We start from the raw sequence: 17,809 nt of genomic DNA on the forward strand, positions 1-17,809 counted from the left end.
ATCTGCTCTTAATATTAGTATATTTAGAGCAGATTTTTTTATTTTGATTATTCAGGCACACCACGCAACATCGGAACAGGTGTGTAAGGTGCAACATTGGTTGGGGCGGGCAAATCACTAAACAATAAAATAAATGGTTTCGGTGGAATCACTTTTTCATCACGCCATAGACTACCCATACTCACTAATTGAATATCCGTTGGTAAATTCGCCAGTCCAGCCTGCAATACCGCAATGGTATTTTTACGTGGATGTCCAATCACAATAGATGTACCCTGTTTTCTGGCATGTTGAATCGCCAGTTGATATTGATGTTGTACATCTGCAAGGGCATCACTGTCATCAAGAAAAATATGCCGATCTAAGGATTTTACCCCTTGTTCTTTCGCCACGTTACCAGCCACACTACTGCCGATAGTTCGACTATCTAAAAAGAATAAATGCTGCTCGGCAAGTTCTTGCATTAAGTATGTCATTAACGTACGATCAGAGGTTGCGGCACTACCCATGTGATTATTCATACCAATGGCAGCGGAAACAATGCTCTTAGCCGTTTGTACTCGCTGACTTACTTCATCTTGCGACATACCTAGCGTCAATCCGCCCCCTTCAATTTTCATCTTAGATTTAGGTTGCATCGGCATGTGAATTAACACATCTCGCCCTTGCTCTCGTGCTTGTTGATTACGTTGGCGAGCATAGGGTGCGGCAGGAATAATAGCCACCGAAATCTGCCTTGGCATCGCAAAAACGGCGGCATCTTCTTTTTGATGATAACCAACATCGTCAATTACAATGGCGAGCTTGGCTGGTTGAGCTTGAGTTAAACCAGCCCAAAGTGCGGTGCTTAAAAACAAAAATTTTTTCCACGCCATGGCTTTCTATCTCAACCAATTTAACGGATTCACCGCATTACCTTGGCGGCGAATTTCAAAATATAACCCTGAACGAGATTGCCCACCACTGTTACCGACTTCAGCAATTTTTTGTCCAGCGTTCACTAACGCCCCAGTTTTCACAAACACCGCTTGATTAAAACCATACAATGACATATAACCCTTACCATGATCGATCACCACCACTTGACCATAACCCGCCAGCCAATTAGATAAAATCACCCGACCGCCCGAAATGGCTTTTACCCCTGTGCCAGAACTGGCAGAAATCACTATCCCTTTCCATTTTACTTCACCAGCTTGGATCGAACCAAAATGATGCAGCACTTTACCCGAAACTGGATAGGCATATTTACCATTTAACCCTGCACCAGAACGGATTAATTGTTGTTCTTGAACAGTCGGTTGATAAACCTTATTGGTACGTTTTTCTTCGTCTTGTTTTTTCTGAGCTAACTGTTCACGTTCTTTCTTTTCTTGCACTACCGCTGCTTGTTCCGCACGTTTAATCTCATTTTGTAAGGCTTGTTCATTGGCTTTCAAGCTATCTAATTTATTTTGTTCTTGTGCTAGGGTTTTGTTCAACTGATTTAAGGTACTTTGCCGTTCATGTTTGGCTTTTTGTAATTCTTGCTGCTGTTTTTTCTGTTCCGATAATTGCGTTTTTTGCTCCTGTTGCTGACCCGACAAATAGGCTTTTTGTTGCTCTAATTGTTGTTGTGTCGCTTTCAGTTCATTTAACAAAGCTAACCGAGATTGATTCATGTGTTTCGCATAGATCATCATTCGATCGTTATTTTTAGCATCATCGGACAATAAATGTTCCACCACTGAATTTGGATTACCAGAACGATAAATAGCATCTAACTGCTTGGCTAATTTCGCTTTTTGTTTTTTTTGCTGTTGTTCAAGGGATTTTATTTGACGATTAGTTTCCGCAATAATTTTTTGCGTTTCTTTTAAACTGGTTTCTGTTTCTCGCAACGTTCCAACCACATTATTAATTTTATTTTCTTGGGTTTCTAACGCAGATTGCAGTTTATTTTGCTCCTGTTTGCGTTGAGCAATTTTCTGTTCTTGCTGTTTGATTTGGGTTTTAATTTGGTTCAAATCAGCACCTTGGCTAGAAAGAGAAACCAATAACCCCATACTAAAAAGTGCGGTTAATTTTGGCAATTTTTTAAATAATGAACAAAGCAACATGTTTTTTCCGATTTTTCGCTAACATAATCAAATTTCTTGCTAAATATACCATTATTTTTGAGAAAGATCAGGAAACCATGGCTTTTCACTTTCAAATTTTGCAAATTTTTGCTATAAAGTATGATGTTATTTTATTTATTTTTATCAACTAGGAGATCCCTATGCAATTAGTCTTTATTCGTCACGGTTTCAGTGAATGGAACGCAAAAAATTTATTTACCGGTTGGCGTGATGTTAATTTAACCGAACGTGGTATTGAAGAAGCAAAATCAGCAGGGCAAAAATTAAAAGCAGCTGGTTTTGAATTTGATATTGCATTTACTTCGGTATTAACCCGTGCGATCAAAACTTGTAACATCGTGTTAGAAGAAGCTGGTCAACTTTGGATTCCACAAGTCAAAAACTGGCGTTTGAATGAACGTCACTACGGCGAATTACAAGGTTTAGATAAAAAAGCCACTGCGGAAAAATATGGTGATGAACAAGTTCACATTTGGCGTCGTTCTTACGACACATTACCACCATTATTAGATCCGAAAGATCCTAATTCAGCCCATAATGACCGCCGTTATGCTCATTTACCAGCAGACGTGGTACCAGATGGTGAAAACTTAAAAGTAACTTTAGAGCGTGTACTTCCATTCTGGGAAGATCAAATTGCACCTGCTTTATTATCAGGTCAACGTGTATTAGTAACTGCTCACGGTAACTCATTACGTGCCTTGGCAAAACATATTGAAGGCATTTCTGATGCAGACATTATGGATTTAGAAATCCCAACGGGTCAGCCATTAGTGTATGAATTAGATGATAACTTAAAAGTCATCAGCAAACGCTATCTTTAATTTTTTAACCGTCAATCAAATGGCACAACATGTTGTGCCATTTTTATCTAAAAATATGAATATTAGAACTGCCCAACCACAAGATCTGCAAGCTATTATTGAGATCTATAATCAAGCAATCCCTACTCGCCGTATCACAGCTGATCTTACCCCCGTGACCGAGCAACAACGCCGTCCGTGGTTTGAAGAGCATTTTAATAATCAAACACACCCATTGTGGGTCATGGTTGAAAATGTGACTGAAAGTGCGGTACAAAATGAAAGAATTTTGGGCTGGTTTAGTTTTTCTCCTTTCTATAAACGTGCCGCTTTCGACCAAACGGTGGAAATCAGTTTATATTTAGATCAACAGGCAAGAGGCAAAGGTTACGGCAGTCAAGCCTTGCAATTTATGCAAAATCAAATGTCTAATTGCGGTATAAATACCCTAATGGCTTATGTGATTGAAGAAAATCACGCCAGCCGTCATCTTTTTGAAAAACACCATTTTAAACAATGGGGACGTTATCCCAATATCGCCAATATGGGCGATAGCTTACAGACGTTTTTGGTGTATGGGTTTCAGGCAACCGTATAAATACAATTAGAATTTAACTTGTTAGGCACATTTTTATAAGTATGAATAAGCAACAATACGATGATCTTCTCGCTAAAAAAAGCAAAAAATTGACCGCACTTTTAGCACCTTTTGATGCACCAGCATTGAGCGTGTTTGCTTCGCCTATACAACATTTTCGTATGCGTGCTGAATTTCGGGTGTGGCATGAGCAAGATGATCTTTACCATATTATGTTTGATCAAAAAACTAAACGGCGTTATCGAGTCGATCAGTTGCCTATTGCCAGTGCATTAATTAATCGCATGATGTTAAGCCTATTGCCGTTGTTAAAAGAACAAGATATTCTGCGGCATCGATTATTTCAAATTGATTATTTAACTACATTGAGTGAGCAGATTATTGTGAGCTTGTTGTATCACAAAAACCTTGATGATGATTGGGTTGCCGCTGCCAAACAATTAAAAGTGCGGTTAGAAAATAAAGGGTTTTCTGTCCAAATTATTGGACGTGCGGCTAAACAAAAAATTTGTTTAGATCGGGATTATGTAGATGAAATATTACCGATTAACGGTAAAAATTATGTCTATCGCCAAGTAGAAAATAGCTTTACCCAGCCCAATGCGATGGTGAATTGTCAAATGTTGCAATGGGCGGTGGACTGTACACAAAACAGCCAAGGAGATTTGCTTGAACTCTATTGTGGTAACGGTAATTTTTCAGTGGCATTAGCACAAAATTTCCGTAAAGTATTGGCAACCGAAATCGCTAAACCGTCAGTGAATGCTGCCCAGTTTAATATTGTGGCAAACAATATTGATAATTTGCAAATTATTCGTATGTCAGCGGAAGAATTTACCCAAGCGATGAATGGGGTACGTGAATTTAAACGTTTGAAAGGGATTGACCTAAAAGCCTATCAGTGTAATACCATTTTTGTTGATCCACCACGGGCAGGGCTTGATGCGGATACCGTGCAGCTGGTGCAACATTATGATCGGATTTTGTATATTTCTTGCAATCCTCATACCTTATGCAGCAATTTACAAACTTTATGCCAAACACACCGTATTGAACGTGCCGCATTGTTTGATCAATTCCCTTACACCGAGCATGTAGAAGCAGGTGTATTGTTAGTGAGAAAGTAAGATGGAAAAAAATTACACACAATTTGTTAAACGAGCCAGCCAGCTTGCGATTGTTGTCGCCAGCGTGCTAATTCTAATTAAAGCCTTTGCTTGGTGGCAAACGGGATCGATTGCAATTTTAGCGGCGATGACGGATTCTGTGGTGGATTTATTTGCCTCCATTACCAGCATTTTGGTGTTGCGTTTTGCCTTGTTACCACCTGATCATAATCACGCATTTGGTCACGGCAAAGCCGAATCATTGGCTGCCTTAGCACAAAGTGCGTTTATTGCAGGATCAGCGGTATTCTTACTTTTACAAGGTACACATAAATTAACCAATCCGCAAATTATCGACAATTCGCAACTGGGGATTTGCGTCAGTATTATCTCAATTGCTTTTACCGCTGCATTAGTGGGTTATCAGAAAAAAGTGATTAAACTGACCGAAAGCCCCGCCATTCAAGCGGACTGCCTGCATTATCAAACGGACTTATTAATGAACGTGGCAATTTTAATTGCAATGTTGTTGAATATGTATGGGTTTATTTATACTGATGCTATTTTTGCGATTGGGATTGCACTTTATATTGCCTATAACGCCTTTAAAATGGCTTGGGAAGCGTTGCAGGTGTTATTAGACAAAGCCTTGCCACCAGAAGAAATCGATCAAATCAAACGCATGGCAGAACAACATCGCAATATTATTGGTATTCATAGCATTTGTACTCGCCGTGCGGGAGCAGTACGCTTCATTCAATTGCATTTGGAATTACCTGATAGTTTAACTTTATTCCAAGCTCATCAAATTACCGATGAGTTGGAAGAAAAAATCCTAACCGTATTTCCGAATGCGGATATTATTATTCATCAAGAACCTAAATCTATTGTAGATTTAGAAAGAGCGCAGGGTTTGATATGATTCAACTGATTTGTGAAACTGAAAATCAGGATTTTTTCACCGCACTTTGTGCTAATCAAGGGTTAATTCACAATCCTAATAGCCCGTTAGCCTTAGTACAAACTCAAGTTGGCGATGAAATTCGGTTAGAATTACGCAAATTAGACGAGCTTAAACAGGGAGCGGTTTTTGTGGATTTTGTTGGGGGAGTAATGGCTCACCGCCGTAAATTTGGTGGTGGACGAGGTGAAGCGGTTGCCAAAGCGATTGGCATAAAAGGCAATGAATTACCGACTGTCATTGATGCCACAGCAGGATTGGGGCGAGATGCCTTTGTCTTAGCCAGTATTGGTTGTCAAGTTCGTTTAGTGGAACGCCACCCAGTCGTGCGTTTATTACTACAAGATGGTTTACGCCGAGCTTATCTTGATGCTGAAATTGGCAGTATGTTACAGCAGAATTTACAATTACTGCCTATCTGCACAATTGATCAACTTGATCCCCTGACAGATTTTGCTGATGTGGTTTATCTTGATCCGATGTATCCACATAAACAAAAATCCGCCTTAGTCAAAAAAGAAATGCGATTTTTCCAACAGCTTGTCGGTGCTGATTTAGATGCCGATCTTTTGCTAACCACCGCCCTAAAACTTGCTCAGAAACGAGTGGTAGTCAAACGCCCCGATTACGCTGGATTTCTGGCTGAAAAAGCACCGCACTTTAGCCGCACAACTAAGAATCATCGGTTTGATGTTTATCTTGTCCAAGCCTAATCGTTATTTATCACTAATTTTGTTCCATCAGTATAAATAATCTTCATCGCAATATTAGAAAGGTTTATGTGTTTAGATCCTTCTTTGGCGGCTTGTATAAAGGCTGGTGGTAATTGTGCTGTGATAACAGGAAACGCCAAATCAATTTCTTGACCCGCTCGCAAGCCTTTTTTATTAAAATTAACTGGAGCGTCCAAGTTTAATAAAACCTGTCCGTTGTTCGTAAATTGTGATACCCAATGCACTGTTTTAATTGGTTTTTGACCAATATTTTTCAGATGATATTTAAATTCTATAATCGACTGTTTCTCTGAATTCACGCTTGGATTAGCCCCCGTATATTGCAGTGCAACAGATTGTGAGAACAGTTTTAAAAGCATTTTTTTTCCAGTTTCATCATTTTGTTCACTGGTTGTAAATGCTACTGGGTGTGTTTGCCGAGTCGTTTTAGCACTCACTTGCATTACGACAACAGCTGATAAAATCATAGCCACTAAAGGGCGAAGTAATTTCATTATTCTCTCCTATAAAATGAAATCTCAAAAATAAATCGGGCGTTATTGTACATGGATTCATGAACGGTGTAAAAGACTTCCTATTATGTAAATAATCCTGTTGTTCTGATCTTCAATTTAGCATCTTCTTCAACTGATACAAATAACCCAACGCCTGTTTTGGGCTTAACTCATCTGGATCGAGTTTTTCTAACATCTCTAACACTTCGTTTTTACTTTCATCTTCATTTAATAAAGGTAACTCTGCCTGAAGTGATAAAATGTCAGATTTTTTTACCGCACTTTTGCTTGATAATTTCTCAAGCTGAGTTAATTTTTGTTTTGCCAGCTTAATCACATTTTGTGGCACACCCGCTAAAGCTGCCACGGCTAAACCATAACTTTTACTGGCAGCACCGTCTTGTACGCTGTGCATAAAAGCAATGCTGTTATTATGTTCTAGGGCATCTAAATGCACATTCATTGTGCCAGTGATCTGTTCTGGCATGGCAGTGAGTTCAAAATAATGGGTAGCAAATAGGGTAAGACTTCTGATTTTTTTAGCTAACCATTCGGCACAAGCCCACGCCAGTGATAAACCGTCATAGGTAGATGTGCCACGTCCTATTTCATCAATCAAGACTAAACTTTGTGCGGTGGCTTGATGGAGGATATTTGCCATTTCGGTCATTTCTACCATAAAAGTGGATCGTCCCGATGCCAAGTCGTCACTTGCCCCAATACGGGTGAAAATACGATCAATAGGACCAATCACTGCTCGTTCTGCGGGGACGAAACTACCGATATATGCCATTAAGGTAATCAATGCGGTTTGTCGCATATAGGTACTTTTACCGCCCATATTTGGTCCTGTGATAATCAGTAAATGACGTTGTTGATTGAGTTCCACAGGGTTGGCAATAAAAGGGTCTTTCAATACTTGTTCCACCACAGGGTGGCGACCATTTTCAATTTTTACCCCAATTTCATCGCTAAATTCAGGTTGCACATAATTTAACGTTTCTGCCCGTTCGCTCAAATTAACCAATACATCTAACTCGGCAAGGGTAAGACTGGCTAATTGTAGATCACCTAAGTGCGGTAGAATTTGCTCAAAAATTTCATCATAAAGCTGCTTTTCTAACGCCAAACTTGCCCCTTTGGCTTTCAGGACTTTATCTTCGTACGTTTTTAATTCAGGAATAATATAACGTTCGGCATTTTTTAAGGTTTGACGGCGAACATAGTGAATCGGTGCTTTGTGAGCTTGCCCTTGGCTAATTTGAATGTAGTAACCATGTACCGCATTAAATCCGACTTTCAAGGTATCAATCCCTGTGGTTTCTCGTTCACGGCGTTCTAAATCTTCTAAATATTGGGTTGCCCCTTGGGCTAGACTTCGCCATTCGTCTAATTCTGCATGATAGCCTTCGGCGATCACGCCACCGTCACGGATTAACAGAGGCGGATTGTCAATAATCGCCCGTTCCAGCAAATCTAAAATGCGTGGAAATTCGCTAATTGATAAGGAAAGTGCGGTGAATTTTGGCGAAATTTTGAGAATTTGATTAATTTCAGGTAATTGTTCCAACGCCAAACGTAAACGAGAAAAATCTCTTGGGCGAGCGGTGCGTAACGCAACTCGAGCTAAAATCCGTTCCATATCGCCCACTTGTTGCAACAAGGGTTGTAGTTGAGCAATTAAATCGAGCTGTAAGATTTCCGCAATATAGCTGTGACGTGAACGTAACTTTTCTATTTGACGAATGGGTTGATGTAACCAACGTTTTAATAAACGGCTCCCCATGGGTGTAACACATTTATCCAACACCGCAGACAAGGTATTTTCGCTCCCACCAGTTAAATTTTGAGTCAGTTCAAGATTGCGTCTAGTGGCGGCATCTAATTGAATATTCTCATTATTTTGGATTAAACTGATACTTTGAATATGGGGTAATGCAGTACGTTGGGTATCCCTGACATATTGAATTAAACAGCCTGCGGCACACAAACCGAGAATCGCTTTTTCTACCCCAAAGGCAGTAAGATTTTGCGTACCGAATTGACGATTAAGTAACTGCACAGCAGTACCTAATTCAAATTCCCAAATAGGACGACGGCGTAAGCCTTTGCTGTTGGCAAGCATATCCATTTCGGCAAAATCTTCGCAATACAATAATTCGGCAGGTGCTAAACGTTGTAATTCGGCTTTTAAGGTTTCTTTATTTTCAGGTTCGCTAATTTGAAAACGCCCTGAACTCATATCAATACTGGCTAAACCAAATTTGGCTTTTTCTTGATAAACCGCAACAATCAGATTATCTAAGCGTTCAGGTAACAGATTTTCATCACTCACCGTACCGGGTGTGACGATGCGTACAATTTTCCGCTCAACAGGACCTTTACTGGTGGCAGGATCGCCAATTTGTTCACAAATCGCCACGCTCTCGCCCAACTGTACTAATTTTGCTAAATAGCCCTCTACCGCATGATATGGCACGCCTGCCATAGGAATCGGCTCTCCTGCGGAAGCTCCCCGTTTCGTCAGTGAAATATCTAACAGGCTTGACGCTTTTTTAGCATCATCATAAAACAACTCATAAAAATCTCCCATGCGATAAAACAACAGAATATCGGGATTTTCTGCTTTTAGCGTTAAATATTGTTTCATCATGGGGGTGTGATTTTCAAAATTCTGCATAAAAAACTCATTGAGATTAGAAATGTTTAGCGAGATTATAGCAAAAAGTGCGGTGCTTTTTATGGGAGTTTTGGGATATTTATAGAAATTGTGATGATTTTTTAAAGATCATGTGTTTCTACTTGGTGTTAATCAGGTAGAAACACATTTCAGCAAAAAGCCCATTAAATATTCAGCATTTCCGCATCATCAATAAAATACTGATTCATATCAAAGGCTGGTTTGGCATCTTTATCTTTACCGATAATCCGAGCTGGAACGCCAGCAGCAGTAGCATATTCTGGCACAGGCTGTAATACCACGGAATTGGCACCGATTTTGGCGTATTTACCCACTTCAATATTGCCAAGAATTTTGGCTCCCGCACCAATCATTACACCTTCACGGATTTTTGGGTGACGATCGCCTGATTCTTTCCCAGTACCACCTAAGGTAACACCTTGTAAAATGGACACATCATTTTCAATTACAGCTGTTTCACCTACCACAATGCCAGTGGCATGGTCAAACATAATGCCACAGCCAATTTTTGCCGCAGGGTGAATATCCACATCAAAAGCGACTGAAATTTGATTTTGTAAATAAATGGCAAGTGAACGACGGTTATTTTTCCATAAATAATGAGTAATGCGGTAACTTTGAATGGCGTGAAAACCTTTCAGATAAAGCAACGGTGTGGATAACAATGCTACCGCAGGGTCACGTTGACGCACAGCGTTAATATCACAGGCGGCACTTTCAATAATACTTGGTTGAGATTGATAAACTTCTTCAATGATCTCACGTAAAGTAATCGCAGGCATATTGGCAGTAGCTAATTTATTAGCAAGAATATAGCTTAATACACTGCCTAAATTTTTATGCTTTAAAATCGTAGAATGAAAGAAACTGGCTAACATAGGTTCATGATCGACTAATTCTTTCGCTTCATCACGAATTTTATGCCATACATCATTTAACATAAATTACTCCTTATTCTTCTTTCTTCTCACGACTTAATAATGCCATAGCGGCATCTTTGGCGTTTTTATGATGAAATAATACTTGGTACATTTGTTCAGTAATCGGCATTTCAACACCTTGTCTTGCGGCTAATAATACCGCCTCTTTAGTATTGTAATAACCCTCAACTACTTGACCAATTTCATTCATTGCTTGTTCTGCTGAAACACCTTGCCCTAACATTAAACCAAAGCGACGATTCCTAGATTGGTTGTCAGTACAGGTTAACACTAAATCGCCTAAGCCAGACATTCCCATAAACGTATTGGGGTTCGCTCCCAATGATACGCCTAAACGACTGATTTCCGCAATACCACGAGTAATCAAGGCGGTACGGGCATTTGCACCAAATCCGATGCCATCTGAAATACCTGCGGCAATCGCAATAACATTTTTAATCGCACCGCCCAGTTGCACACCAATCATGTCTTGATTTAAATAGACACGAAAATGTTTACTACAATGAATACGATTTTGCAGTTCAACGGCGAATTGCTGATCATTAGCGGCTAACGAAATTGCAGTCGGTAAACCAGCGGCGAGTTCCTTGGCAAAAGTTGGTCCAGATAAAATTGCTAAAGGATAATGATTACCTAATTTTTCTTGAATAACCGTTTGTAGTAAGCGACCTGTATCTCGCTCTAAACCTTTGGTCGCCCACGCAATACGGCTATCTGGACGTAAATACGGTTTAATTTGGTCAATCACATCGGCAAAAACATGACTAGGTACAACAATTAATAAATCTCGTGATTTTTGCACCGCAGTTTCAAGATCTTCTTCTATATGTAATGCGGATGGAAACATAATATTTGGTAAAAAACGAGCATTTTGTCGTTCTTTTTCCAACTGGCGGCAATGCTCAACATTATGTCCCCACAGATAAGTAGGGAAATCATTGCGAGAAAAGGCAATCGCTAAAGATGTACCGTAGGAACCCGCTCCCAATACGCTAATCGGAGTTTGAATGGTCATATACAAATCCTTAGAAAAAAGCATCTCAAACAGAGATGCTCATTCGGAACAGCGGTTGTTTTGGTTGATATGTTCGACTAAAACAACCTTTAATTCATTAACAATAATTAATGAGCAGTTGGTTGTTCAGATTGTTGTTCTTCCTGCTCAATGCGGCGTAAATGTTCCATAAACAACGCATCAAAATTTACTGGAGCAAGATTTAATGCAGGGAATGTACCACGATTCACTAAGCTAGAAATTAATTCACGAGCATAAGGGAACAACATATTTGGGCATTGTGAAGTTAAACAATGTGCCATTTGCATATCTTCTAAACCGCTGATACTAAATACACCCGCTTGTTTGACTTCACAAATAAATGCCACTTCTTTGCTGTCTTCTAAGGTGGTTTCAGCAGAAATGTTTAACACTACTTCATATAAATCATCACCTAATTGTTTAGCTTCAGTGCTTAAATCAAAGCTTAAATTTGGTTTCCATTCTTGGTGGAAAATTTGTGGTAAATTCGGTGCTTCAAAAGACACATCTTTTACATAAATACGTTGAATTTGAAAAACAGCTTCAGGTTGAGCTTGTTCTGACGGTTGTTGAACTGGGTTTTGAGTTTCTTCAGTCATATAAAATCCTTATTTCACTAATGGTAAATTGGCAGCATTCCAACCAGCAATGCCTTCTTGTAATACATATACTTCAACAAAGCCTTGTTTAGACAAGATCTCCGCAGAAGTATTGGCAACGGCACCTGTAGCACAAACTAAAATGATCGGCATTTCTTTATGTTGTTCTATTTTGCCTAAATTATGTTTTTTAATATCAGTTGGCAAAAATTGTTTGCTATTAATGATATGACCACGTTTAAATTCATCAATACTGCGTAAATCGATCACCACTGCATCTTTATTATTGATTAACGCAACAGCTTGTGAATTATTGACTAATTTCACTTTACTTAAAGCAGATTTGACGAATACATAAATGGTTGCTACAAAAACAGCGACCCAAGCAACCACTAACAAGGTATGGTTTTTGGCAAATTGAGCTGCCAAAGGCATAAATTCTTCCATATTGTTCTCAAATGAAAATAAATAAAAGTAGGTGCTAAGTATAACCGACTTTCAGCTTGTTGCAAAAACTAATTTTAATTACACATTCAACCAAAAAGTGACAGGTCCATCATTGGTTAAGCTGACTTGCATATCTGCTGCAAATTGCCCTGTAGAAACTTGAATTTTTTCACCGCACTTTTTAACAAAATATTGATATAATTCATCTGCCATTTCTGGTGTTGCTCCTTTAGAAAAACTAGGACGCAACCCTTTTTGAGTATCTGCAACAAGGGTAAATTGTGATACCACTAATAATTCTCCACCAGCTTGTTGAACATTTAAATTCATTTTACCGTCAGCGTCCGTAAACACTCGATAATTCAGCACTTTTTCCACTAATTTGTCGGCTTTGCTCTGATTATCTTGTTTTTCTACCCCAAGTAATACTAATAATCCGTTGCCAATCTCTCCGACAATTTGGTTATCCACTTCGACTTTGGCTTGGCTCACTCGTTGAATCAATCCAATCATGCTTGTTTTTCCTTAATTTTTTGGCTAATTTCGTGTAAATTCAATTCGCCTGATTTAATCAACCGCATATCATCTAATACCGCTGCTAATTGAGCCCCCAATAAAATAAATGTCCAGCTTAACCACATCCATAATAGCATGATCGGTAAGGTTGCCATTGCCCCATAAATTAACTGATAAGAAGGGAAAGTGGTAATATACCAAGCAAAGGCTTGTTTGCCCAAAGTAAAAAATACGGCAGCAATTAACGCTCCTGCGGCGGCGTGTTGCCAATACACTTTTTGATTAGGCACCAATAAATAAATCAGTGAAAAACTTAACCAAGTTAACAAAAAGGGGACAAACGCCAATAATTTTAAGCCAAAAGGCAAATTAATCCCGTCATTAAATAATTTAAAGGAAGCAATATAGCTAGAAATAGCAATACTTGCACCAATAAAAATGGGTCCAAGAGTTAAGATCGTCCAATAAATAGCGAAAGAAAACACCAGACTACGATTCTTGGCTCGCCAAATATCATTAAGGGTTTGATCAATAGACTTGATTAGCATTAATGCCACTACAATTAAACTAACCACCCCTACCGCACTCATCTGTTTGGAATTATTAACAAATTCATCAATATACTGTCCTACAACATCACTCGCAGAGGGGGCAAAATTAGTAAAAATAAATTGCTTTAATGAATCCGTCATTTCATTAAACATCGGAAAAGCAGAAAAAATAGCAAATATCACCATGACTAACGGTACAATGGCTAAAGTGGTGCTATAAGTGAGTGACCCTGCTGCTTGGGTCAGTTTATTTTGTTGAAAACGTTGCCAAAAAACATTCAAAAATAACCAAATAGACGTTAAAAACTGATCATTTTTTTTCATAAGATTTTTCCTCTAAACTGCGGTACAATTTGCCATTATTTCTAAACTGAGAATTATTATGTTAGATATTGTTTTATATGAACCAGAAATTCCACAAAATACAGGTAACATCATTCGTTTATGTGCCAACACTGGTTTCCGATTACATTTAATTGAACCGCTTGGTTTTACTTGGGACGATAAAAGATTACGCCGTTCTGGCTTAGATTATCATGAATTCGCCGAAATCAAAAAACATAAAACCTTTGAACAATTTTTGCAAACGGAGCAACCTAAACGATTATTTGCAATGACGACCAAAGGAAGCCCTGCACACAGTGAAGTGCGGTTTGAATTAGGTGATTATTTGATGTTCGGACCAGAAACAAGGGGAATTCCCATGTCAATTTTAAACAATATGCCAATGGAACAAAAAATTCGTATTCCTATGACGGAAAACAGTCGTAGTATGAATTTATCAAACTCTGTAGCTGTAGCGGTTTATGAGGCTTGGCGACAATTAGGTTATCAAGGTGCAGTGAATTTAACACGCTGAGAAATATAACGAGCAAAAAAAATGCAATGAGAAATTATAATATTTTTCATCGCATTTTTAACTTTAATTGCTTTCCAATAAGAGAATAACAAATCCCTTAGTATCCTAAACATACCCTACATAAAGTGTCCCCACACCTGTAAGATATGAGTTGAATTATAAGGAAAATCTTTTCTCTGTAAATCACAAAATTGTAAAGCTAAAGTAAAGATTATTGATTTTAAATGCAATTTTAAAGAAATTTATTTTTACAGTTGAGCAAATAAACGCCATAATTCGATCAATTTCTCAATTAAATTGCTATTTTTTGATCAAGTTTTGCACTCTCAAATGCCTTTTCAATGATATTTAATACCAAAATAACCTGCTCTAGGCTGACTAACTGCGGTGCTCTTTCCGTAATATTTGCATAAAGATTATCAAATAACGCTCGATAACTGGTTGCTACATTTGGATAAGCATAACGCACAACTTGGTTATCTTGTTCAGTATGTAAAATACCCCACGATTCTTCACTCTCAGCATTCCAATTCCCCACGGGAACAATACCGTTGATTAACAGATTTTCTTGCTGATCGGCTTTCGCCTTAAGGTAAGAACCTAGTTTACCATGCAAGGCGAATTGTACGTTAGTTTCTCGAACATATTTACTCGCAATCAGCGATACTTTTAAACCGCTGGCATAGTATAAATGTACATCAAAATTATCATCTACCACAGAATCTTCATGCTGCGAACGAATATCCGCAAATACCGCTTGTGGTTTGCCAAATAAATACACCGCCTGATCAATTAAATGTACACCTAAATCATACATCAAGCCTGTGCCTTGTTCGCCCGTTTCTTTCCATTGTTTCGGATTTTTACTTTTAGCATAACGTTCCATACGGATTTCACAATCCACGGGTTCACCGATTAACCCTTTTTGTAAAATTTCTTTTGCGGTAGCGATATGACTATCCCAACGGCGGTTTTGATAAACATACAAAGTAATATTATGTTGTTTAGCTAACTCGCTTAACTCTAACGCTTGTTGTGCAGTTGCCACTAACGGCTTTTCTACCAACACATTTTTTTTCGCTAAAATAGCTTGTTTCACCATAGCATAATGGGTTTGATTTGGCGTAGTAATCACCACCAGATCGATCTCATCAGTTAATAATTCTGCGTAATCTCGCACAATTTGCACATCAGGCAACCATGCTTTGGCTCGTTCAGTAGAACGCTCATACACTTTACGGATTTGGAAACGTGGATCGGATTTAAAAAAGGGGATATGGAAAAGGCGAGCAGAATAACCGCTACCCGCAATAGCGACATTAATGGATTTCATGATTTTTCCTAGTAAAAGACCCCATATTTACATACGGGGTTAAGCATATTACGCCACGCTGTGGCTAGAAAAGATGCGGAGCATCGTTACTATTCATAGCCCTGTACGTTAGTGCAGAGAATACAAATTATTGCACAAAATCCGCATACTCATTAATGAATTTTTGTAATTTTTGTTTCACATCTTCAGAAGCAATTTCACCTTGCTCATTAAATACACCACCGAAAATTCCTGGCACTTGTGCCACGTTTGGTAACAATTTCATGTTCACATAATGAGCTGTGACTAAGGCTTTTAAACTTGCCGTTACACCAGCACCGTCAGTTGCTGTCACGGTCACAATACCAGCAGGTTTACCGATCCATAGGCTTTCACCTGATGGGCGAGAACCAATATCCACAGCATTTTTTAATACTGCTGGAGTACTACCGTTATGTTCTGGGCTTACAAATAAAATCCCATCTGCTTCGCTAATTTGTTTACGAAAACGGACATATTGTGCTGGGCTATTGTCGTCTAAATCACGGTTATATAGCGGAAGATCCGCAATTTCCAAGAAATTTAGTTGAATGCTGGTTGGTGCGATAGCTTTTAAATACTTAGCCACGATTTGGTTAAATGAAGTTTTGCTATTACTTCCTACTAATACTGCAATTTGTTTTGCCATAATAATTTTCCTCTTAAAATGTATTTTTTATCTTAGACCTAAGTTTAGACCAAATCAAACAGTAAAAATTCCACTTCACTGTCTGTTTTAATTTTCAACTCTTGTTCTGCTTTGATCCCTAACGCATCACTGGTATTTAACTCAACCCCATTGATAGTTAGTTTTCCTTTAACCACTTGCAACCAATAACTGCGGTGAGAATTTAGGCTAATTTCTTCAGTACGGTTAGCTGCCAGTTGATAACGCCATAATTTCATATCCTGATAAATTTTAAAAGACCCGTCACTGGCATCTGGGGATAAAATTAAAGTTCCACCTTGTTTATCCTCAAATTTACCCTGTGCATATCTTGGGGTAATATTTTTCTGATTTGGAATGATCCAAATTTGATATAAATGCAAGGTTTCTTTTTCATCTGGATTAATTTCTGAATGAAAAATCCCACTACCAGCCGACATAATCTGAAATTCACCCGCTTTTACTTCGGTCTGATTACCCATACTATCTTGGTGAGCCACACGCCCGTTTAGTACATAAGTCAAAATTTCCATATTATCGTGGGGATGTTTACCAAAACCACGTACTGGAGCAATAAAATCTTCATTAATTACTCGTAAATGGGAAAAATGAATATAGTTGGGATCATAATAACTACCAAAAGAAAAAGTATGATAGCTTTCTAACCAATCAAATGAACCGTCACCACGTTCCTTTGCGTATCTTATTTGTAACATATAATGTTGTTCTCCAATTAGATTTATAAGGGTAAGTTTAACTGTTATTTATTATGAGATAAATATCTCATTTATTGAAACATTATTAATTAAAAGTAAAGTATAAGAGCATAAATAACCCTTTGACCACGACAAAGTGCGGTATTTTTTTTCGTTTTTTTTGTGTAGAATGATAAATAACGTCACAATATAGAAGAAAAGGAAATTTATTATGACCACAGTTATTCATACAGATAAAGCACCCGCAGCCATAGGACCTTATGTACAAGCTGTGGATTTAGGTAATTTAGTGCTGACTTCAGGACAAATTCCTGTCAATCCAGCCACAGGGGAAATTGCAACGGACATTGTGGCTCAAACACGTCAATCGTTAGAAAATATTAAAGCGATTGTCGAGCAAGCAGGATTAACGGTTAGCGATATTGTAAAAACCACTGTTTTTGTAAAGGATCTTAACCATTTTGCTGCCGTTAATACAGAATACGAACGTTTCTTCCAAGAAAATAATCACCCGACTTTCCCTGCTCGTTCTTGTGTTGAAGTAGCTCGTTTACCAAAAGATGTTGGCTTAGAAATTGAAGCCATTGCGGTTAGAAAATAAGTGGTAAA

20 protein-coding genes are annotated in these 17,809 nt (G+C 38.4%); 7 read left to right on the forward strand and 13 right to left on the reverse strand.

Annotated elements, in window-relative coordinates:
- Positions 1-47: 47 nt before the first annotated feature.
- Complete coding sequence (locus tag O1Q81_RS01030; protein ID WP_386697764.1) at positions 48-875, reverse strand: divergent polysaccharide deacetylase family protein; 828 nt, start codon at positions 873-875, stop codon at positions 48-50.
- 6 nt (positions 876-881) lie between these two features.
- Positions 882-2,099 (reverse strand): murein hydrolase activator EnvC, encoded by a 1,218-nt coding sequence (gene envC, locus O1Q81_RS01035; RefSeq protein WP_386695175.1) that lies wholly within the window; start codon positions 2,097-2,099, stop codon positions 882-884.
- A gap of 161 nt (positions 2,100-2,260) precedes the next feature.
- Between envC and O1Q81_RS01040 the strand changes: the two genes are divergently transcribed.
- From O1Q81_RS01040 to O1Q81_RS01060, 5 genes are read left to right on the forward strand one after another with little or no spacing between them, the layout of a single operon-like run.
- Positions 2,261-2,944 carry a 2,3-diphosphoglycerate-dependent phosphoglycerate mutase gene (locus tag O1Q81_RS01040; protein WP_386688937.1) on the forward strand — a complete coding sequence of 228 codons (684 nt, stop codon included), beginning with the start codon at positions 2,261-2,263 and terminating at the stop codon, positions 2,942-2,944.
- A 55-nt stretch (positions 2,945-2,999) separates the two neighbouring features.
- On the forward strand, positions 3,000-3,521 hold the full coding sequence (locus O1Q81_RS01045; protein WP_386690181.1) for a GNAT family N-acetyltransferase: 522 nt from the start codon (positions 3,000-3,002) through the stop codon (positions 3,519-3,521).
- Positions 3,522-3,562: 41 nt separating this feature from the next.
- Positions 3,563-4,648, forward strand: a complete 1,086-nt coding sequence (gene trmA, locus O1Q81_RS01050) for a tRNA (uridine(54)-C5)-methyltransferase TrmA (protein ID WP_386697766.1) — start codon at positions 3,563-3,565, stop codon at positions 4,646-4,648.
- A 1-nt stretch (position 4,649) separates the two neighbouring features.
- On the forward strand, positions 4,650-5,549 hold the full coding sequence (locus O1Q81_RS01055) for a cation diffusion facilitator family transporter (RefSeq protein WP_386688933.1): 900 nt from the start codon (positions 4,650-4,652) through the stop codon (positions 5,547-5,549).
- Positions 5,546-6,301: a class I SAM-dependent methyltransferase gene (locus O1Q81_RS01060; RefSeq protein WP_386697767.1), complete on the forward strand. Its 756-nt coding sequence runs from the start codon at positions 5,546-5,548 to the stop codon at positions 6,299-6,301. The genes O1Q81_RS01055 and O1Q81_RS01060 overlap by 4 nt, the downstream gene beginning before the upstream one ends.
- On the opposite strand, the gene O1Q81_RS01065 is transcribed toward O1Q81_RS01060, so the two are convergent.
- The 8 genes from O1Q81_RS01065 to O1Q81_RS01100 all read right to left on the reverse strand — a co-directional run bounded on the left by O1Q81_RS01065 (position 6,298) and on the right by O1Q81_RS01100 (position 13,931).
- On the reverse strand, positions 6,298-6,816 hold the full coding sequence (locus O1Q81_RS01065; RefSeq protein WP_386688929.1) for a hypothetical protein: 519 nt from the start codon (positions 6,814-6,816) through the stop codon (positions 6,298-6,300). The genes O1Q81_RS01060 and O1Q81_RS01065 overlap by 4 nt on opposite strands.
- A 112-nt stretch (positions 6,817-6,928) precedes the next feature.
- Positions 6,929-9,496: a DNA mismatch repair protein MutS gene (gene mutS / locus O1Q81_RS01070; RefSeq protein WP_386697768.1), complete on the reverse strand. Its 2,568-nt coding sequence runs from the start codon at positions 9,494-9,496 to the stop codon at positions 6,929-6,931.
- A 164-nt stretch (positions 9,497-9,660) separates the two neighbouring features.
- Positions 9,661-10,458: a serine O-acetyltransferase gene (cysE, locus tag O1Q81_RS01075; protein WP_386691788.1), complete on the reverse strand. Its 798-nt coding sequence runs from the start codon at positions 10,456-10,458 to the stop codon at positions 9,661-9,663.
- 10 nt (positions 10,459-10,468) lie between these two features.
- A complete protein-coding gene (gene gpsA, locus O1Q81_RS01080) occupies positions 10,469-11,473 on the reverse strand; it encodes an NAD(P)H-dependent glycerol-3-phosphate dehydrogenase (RefSeq protein WP_386688923.1) in 1,005 nt (334 codons plus the stop codon).
- A 107-nt stretch (positions 11,474-11,580) separates the two neighbouring features.
- On the reverse strand, positions 11,581-12,093 hold the full coding sequence (gene secB, locus O1Q81_RS01085; RefSeq protein WP_386688921.1) for a protein-export chaperone SecB: 513 nt from the start codon (positions 12,091-12,093) through the stop codon (positions 11,581-11,583).
- Between the two features lie 9 nt (positions 12,094-12,102).
- On the reverse strand, positions 12,103-12,540 hold the full coding sequence (locus O1Q81_RS01090; protein ID WP_386697770.1) for a rhodanese-like domain-containing protein: 438 nt from the start codon (positions 12,538-12,540) through the stop codon (positions 12,103-12,105).
- A gap of 78 nt (positions 12,541-12,618) precedes the next feature.
- Positions 12,619-13,053: a D-aminoacyl-tRNA deacylase gene (gene dtd / locus O1Q81_RS01095; protein ID WP_386688917.1), complete on the reverse strand. Its 435-nt coding sequence runs from the start codon at positions 13,051-13,053 to the stop codon at positions 12,619-12,621.
- Positions 13,050-13,931 carry a virulence factor BrkB family protein gene (locus tag O1Q81_RS01100; RefSeq protein ID WP_386697771.1) on the reverse strand — a complete coding sequence of 294 codons (882 nt, stop codon included), beginning with the start codon at positions 13,929-13,931 and terminating at the stop codon, positions 13,050-13,052. The genes dtd and O1Q81_RS01100 overlap by 4 nt, the downstream gene beginning before the upstream one ends.
- A 58-nt stretch (positions 13,932-13,989) precedes the next feature.
- On the opposite strand from O1Q81_RS01100, the gene trmL reads away from it, so the two are divergent.
- Complete coding sequence (gene trmL, locus O1Q81_RS01105) at positions 13,990-14,466, forward strand: tRNA (uridine(34)/cytosine(34)/5-carboxymethylaminomethyluridine(34)-2'-O)-methyltransferase TrmL (RefSeq protein ID WP_386688913.1); 477 nt, start codon at positions 13,990-13,992, stop codon at positions 14,464-14,466.
- 292 nt (positions 14,467-14,758) lie between these two features.
- Here the strand turns inward: trmL and O1Q81_RS01110 are convergent, their stop codons facing one another.
- From O1Q81_RS01110 to O1Q81_RS01120, 3 genes are all read right to left on the reverse strand, one after another.
- Positions 14,759-15,799, reverse strand: coding sequence for a Gfo/Idh/MocA family oxidoreductase (locus tag O1Q81_RS01110; RefSeq protein ID WP_386697773.1), 1,041 nt, complete (start codon positions 15,797-15,799; stop codon positions 14,759-14,761).
- A gap of 127 nt (positions 15,800-15,926) precedes the next feature.
- A complete protein-coding gene (locus O1Q81_RS01115; protein WP_386697775.1) occupies positions 15,927-16,466 on the reverse strand; it encodes an NADPH-dependent FMN reductase in 540 nt (179 codons plus the stop codon).
- A 44-nt stretch (positions 16,467-16,510) separates the two neighbouring features.
- A complete protein-coding gene (locus O1Q81_RS01120; protein ID WP_386697776.1) occupies positions 16,511-17,200 on the reverse strand; it encodes a pirin family protein in 690 nt (229 codons plus the stop codon).
- 211 nt (positions 17,201-17,411) lie between these two features.
- Here O1Q81_RS01120 and O1Q81_RS01125 point away from each other — a divergent pair, with 211 nt between their 5' ends.
- Entirely contained in the window at positions 17,412-17,801 is a 390-nt protein-coding gene (locus O1Q81_RS01125) for a RidA family protein (protein WP_386691798.1), read from the forward strand.
- Positions 17,802-17,809 lie beyond the last annotated feature (8 nt).

Origin of the sequence: Lonepinella sp. MS14436 (assembly GCF_042470565.1) — a bacterium.
Lineage (GTDB): Bacteria > Pseudomonadota > Gammaproteobacteria > Enterobacterales > Pasteurellaceae > Lonepinella.

Bases quoted from the DNA above. Each gene is read 5' to 3' on its own strand.
- O1Q81_RS01030 (WP_386697764.1), bottom strand. From the start codon at position 875: ATGGCGTGGAAAAAATTTTTGTTTTTAAGCACCGCACTTTGGGCTGGT.
- envC (WP_386695175.1), bottom strand. From the start codon at position 2,099: ATGTTGCTTTGTTCATTATTTAAAAAATTGCCAAAATTAACCGCACTT.
- O1Q81_RS01040 (WP_386688937.1), top strand. From the start codon at position 2,261: ATGCAATTAGTCTTTATTCGTCACGGTTTCAGTGAATGGAACGCAAAA.
- O1Q81_RS01045 (WP_386690181.1), top strand. From the start codon at position 3,000: ATGAATATTAGAACTGCCCAACCACAAGATCTGCAAGCTATTATTGAG.
- trmA (WP_386697766.1), top strand. From the start codon at position 3,563: ATGAATAAGCAACAATACGATGATCTTCTCGCTAAAAAAAGCAAAAAA.
- O1Q81_RS01055 (WP_386688933.1), top strand. From the start codon at position 4,650: ATGGAAAAAAATTACACACAATTTGTTAAACGAGCCAGCCAGCTTGCG.
- O1Q81_RS01060 (WP_386697767.1), top strand. From the start codon at position 5,546: ATGATTCAACTGATTTGTGAAACTGAAAATCAGGATTTTTTCACCGCA.
- O1Q81_RS01065 (WP_386688929.1), bottom strand. From the start codon at position 6,816: ATGAAATTACTTCGCCCTTTAGTGGCTATGATTTTATCAGCTGTTGTC.
- mutS (WP_386697768.1), bottom strand. From the start codon at position 9,496: ATGCAGAATTTTGAAAATCACACCCCCATGATGAAACAATATTTAACG.
- cysE (WP_386691788.1), bottom strand. From the start codon at position 10,458: ATGTTAAATGATGTATGGCATAAAATTCGTGATGAAGCGAAAGAATTA.
- gpsA (WP_386688923.1), bottom strand. From the start codon at position 11,473: ATGACCATTCAAACTCCGATTAGCGTATTGGGAGCGGGTTCCTACGGT.
- secB (WP_386688921.1), bottom strand. From the start codon at position 12,093: ATGACTGAAGAAACTCAAAACCCAGTTCAACAACCGTCAGAACAAGCT.
- O1Q81_RS01090 (WP_386697770.1), bottom strand. From the start codon at position 12,540: ATGGAAGAATTTATGCCTTTGGCAGCTCAATTTGCCAAAAACCATACC.
- dtd (WP_386688917.1), bottom strand. From the start codon at position 13,053: ATGATTGGATTGATTCAACGAGTGAGCCAAGCCAAAGTCGAAGTGGAT.
- O1Q81_RS01100 (WP_386697771.1), bottom strand. From the start codon at position 13,931: ATGAAAAAAAATGATCAGTTTTTAACGTCTATTTGGTTATTTTTGAAT.
- trmL (WP_386688913.1), top strand. From the start codon at position 13,990: ATGTTAGATATTGTTTTATATGAACCAGAAATTCCACAAAATACAGGT.
- O1Q81_RS01110 (WP_386697773.1), bottom strand. From the start codon at position 15,799: ATGAAATCCATTAATGTCGCTATTGCGGGTAGCGGTTATTCTGCTCGC.
- O1Q81_RS01115 (WP_386697775.1), bottom strand. From the start codon at position 16,466: ATGGCAAAACAAATTGCAGTATTAGTAGGAAGTAATAGCAAAACTTCA.
- O1Q81_RS01120 (WP_386697776.1), bottom strand. From the start codon at position 17,200: ATGTTACAAATAAGATACGCAAAGGAACGTGGTGACGGTTCATTTGAT.
- O1Q81_RS01125 (WP_386691798.1), top strand. From the start codon at position 17,412: ATGACCACAGTTATTCATACAGATAAAGCACCCGCAGCCATAGGACCT.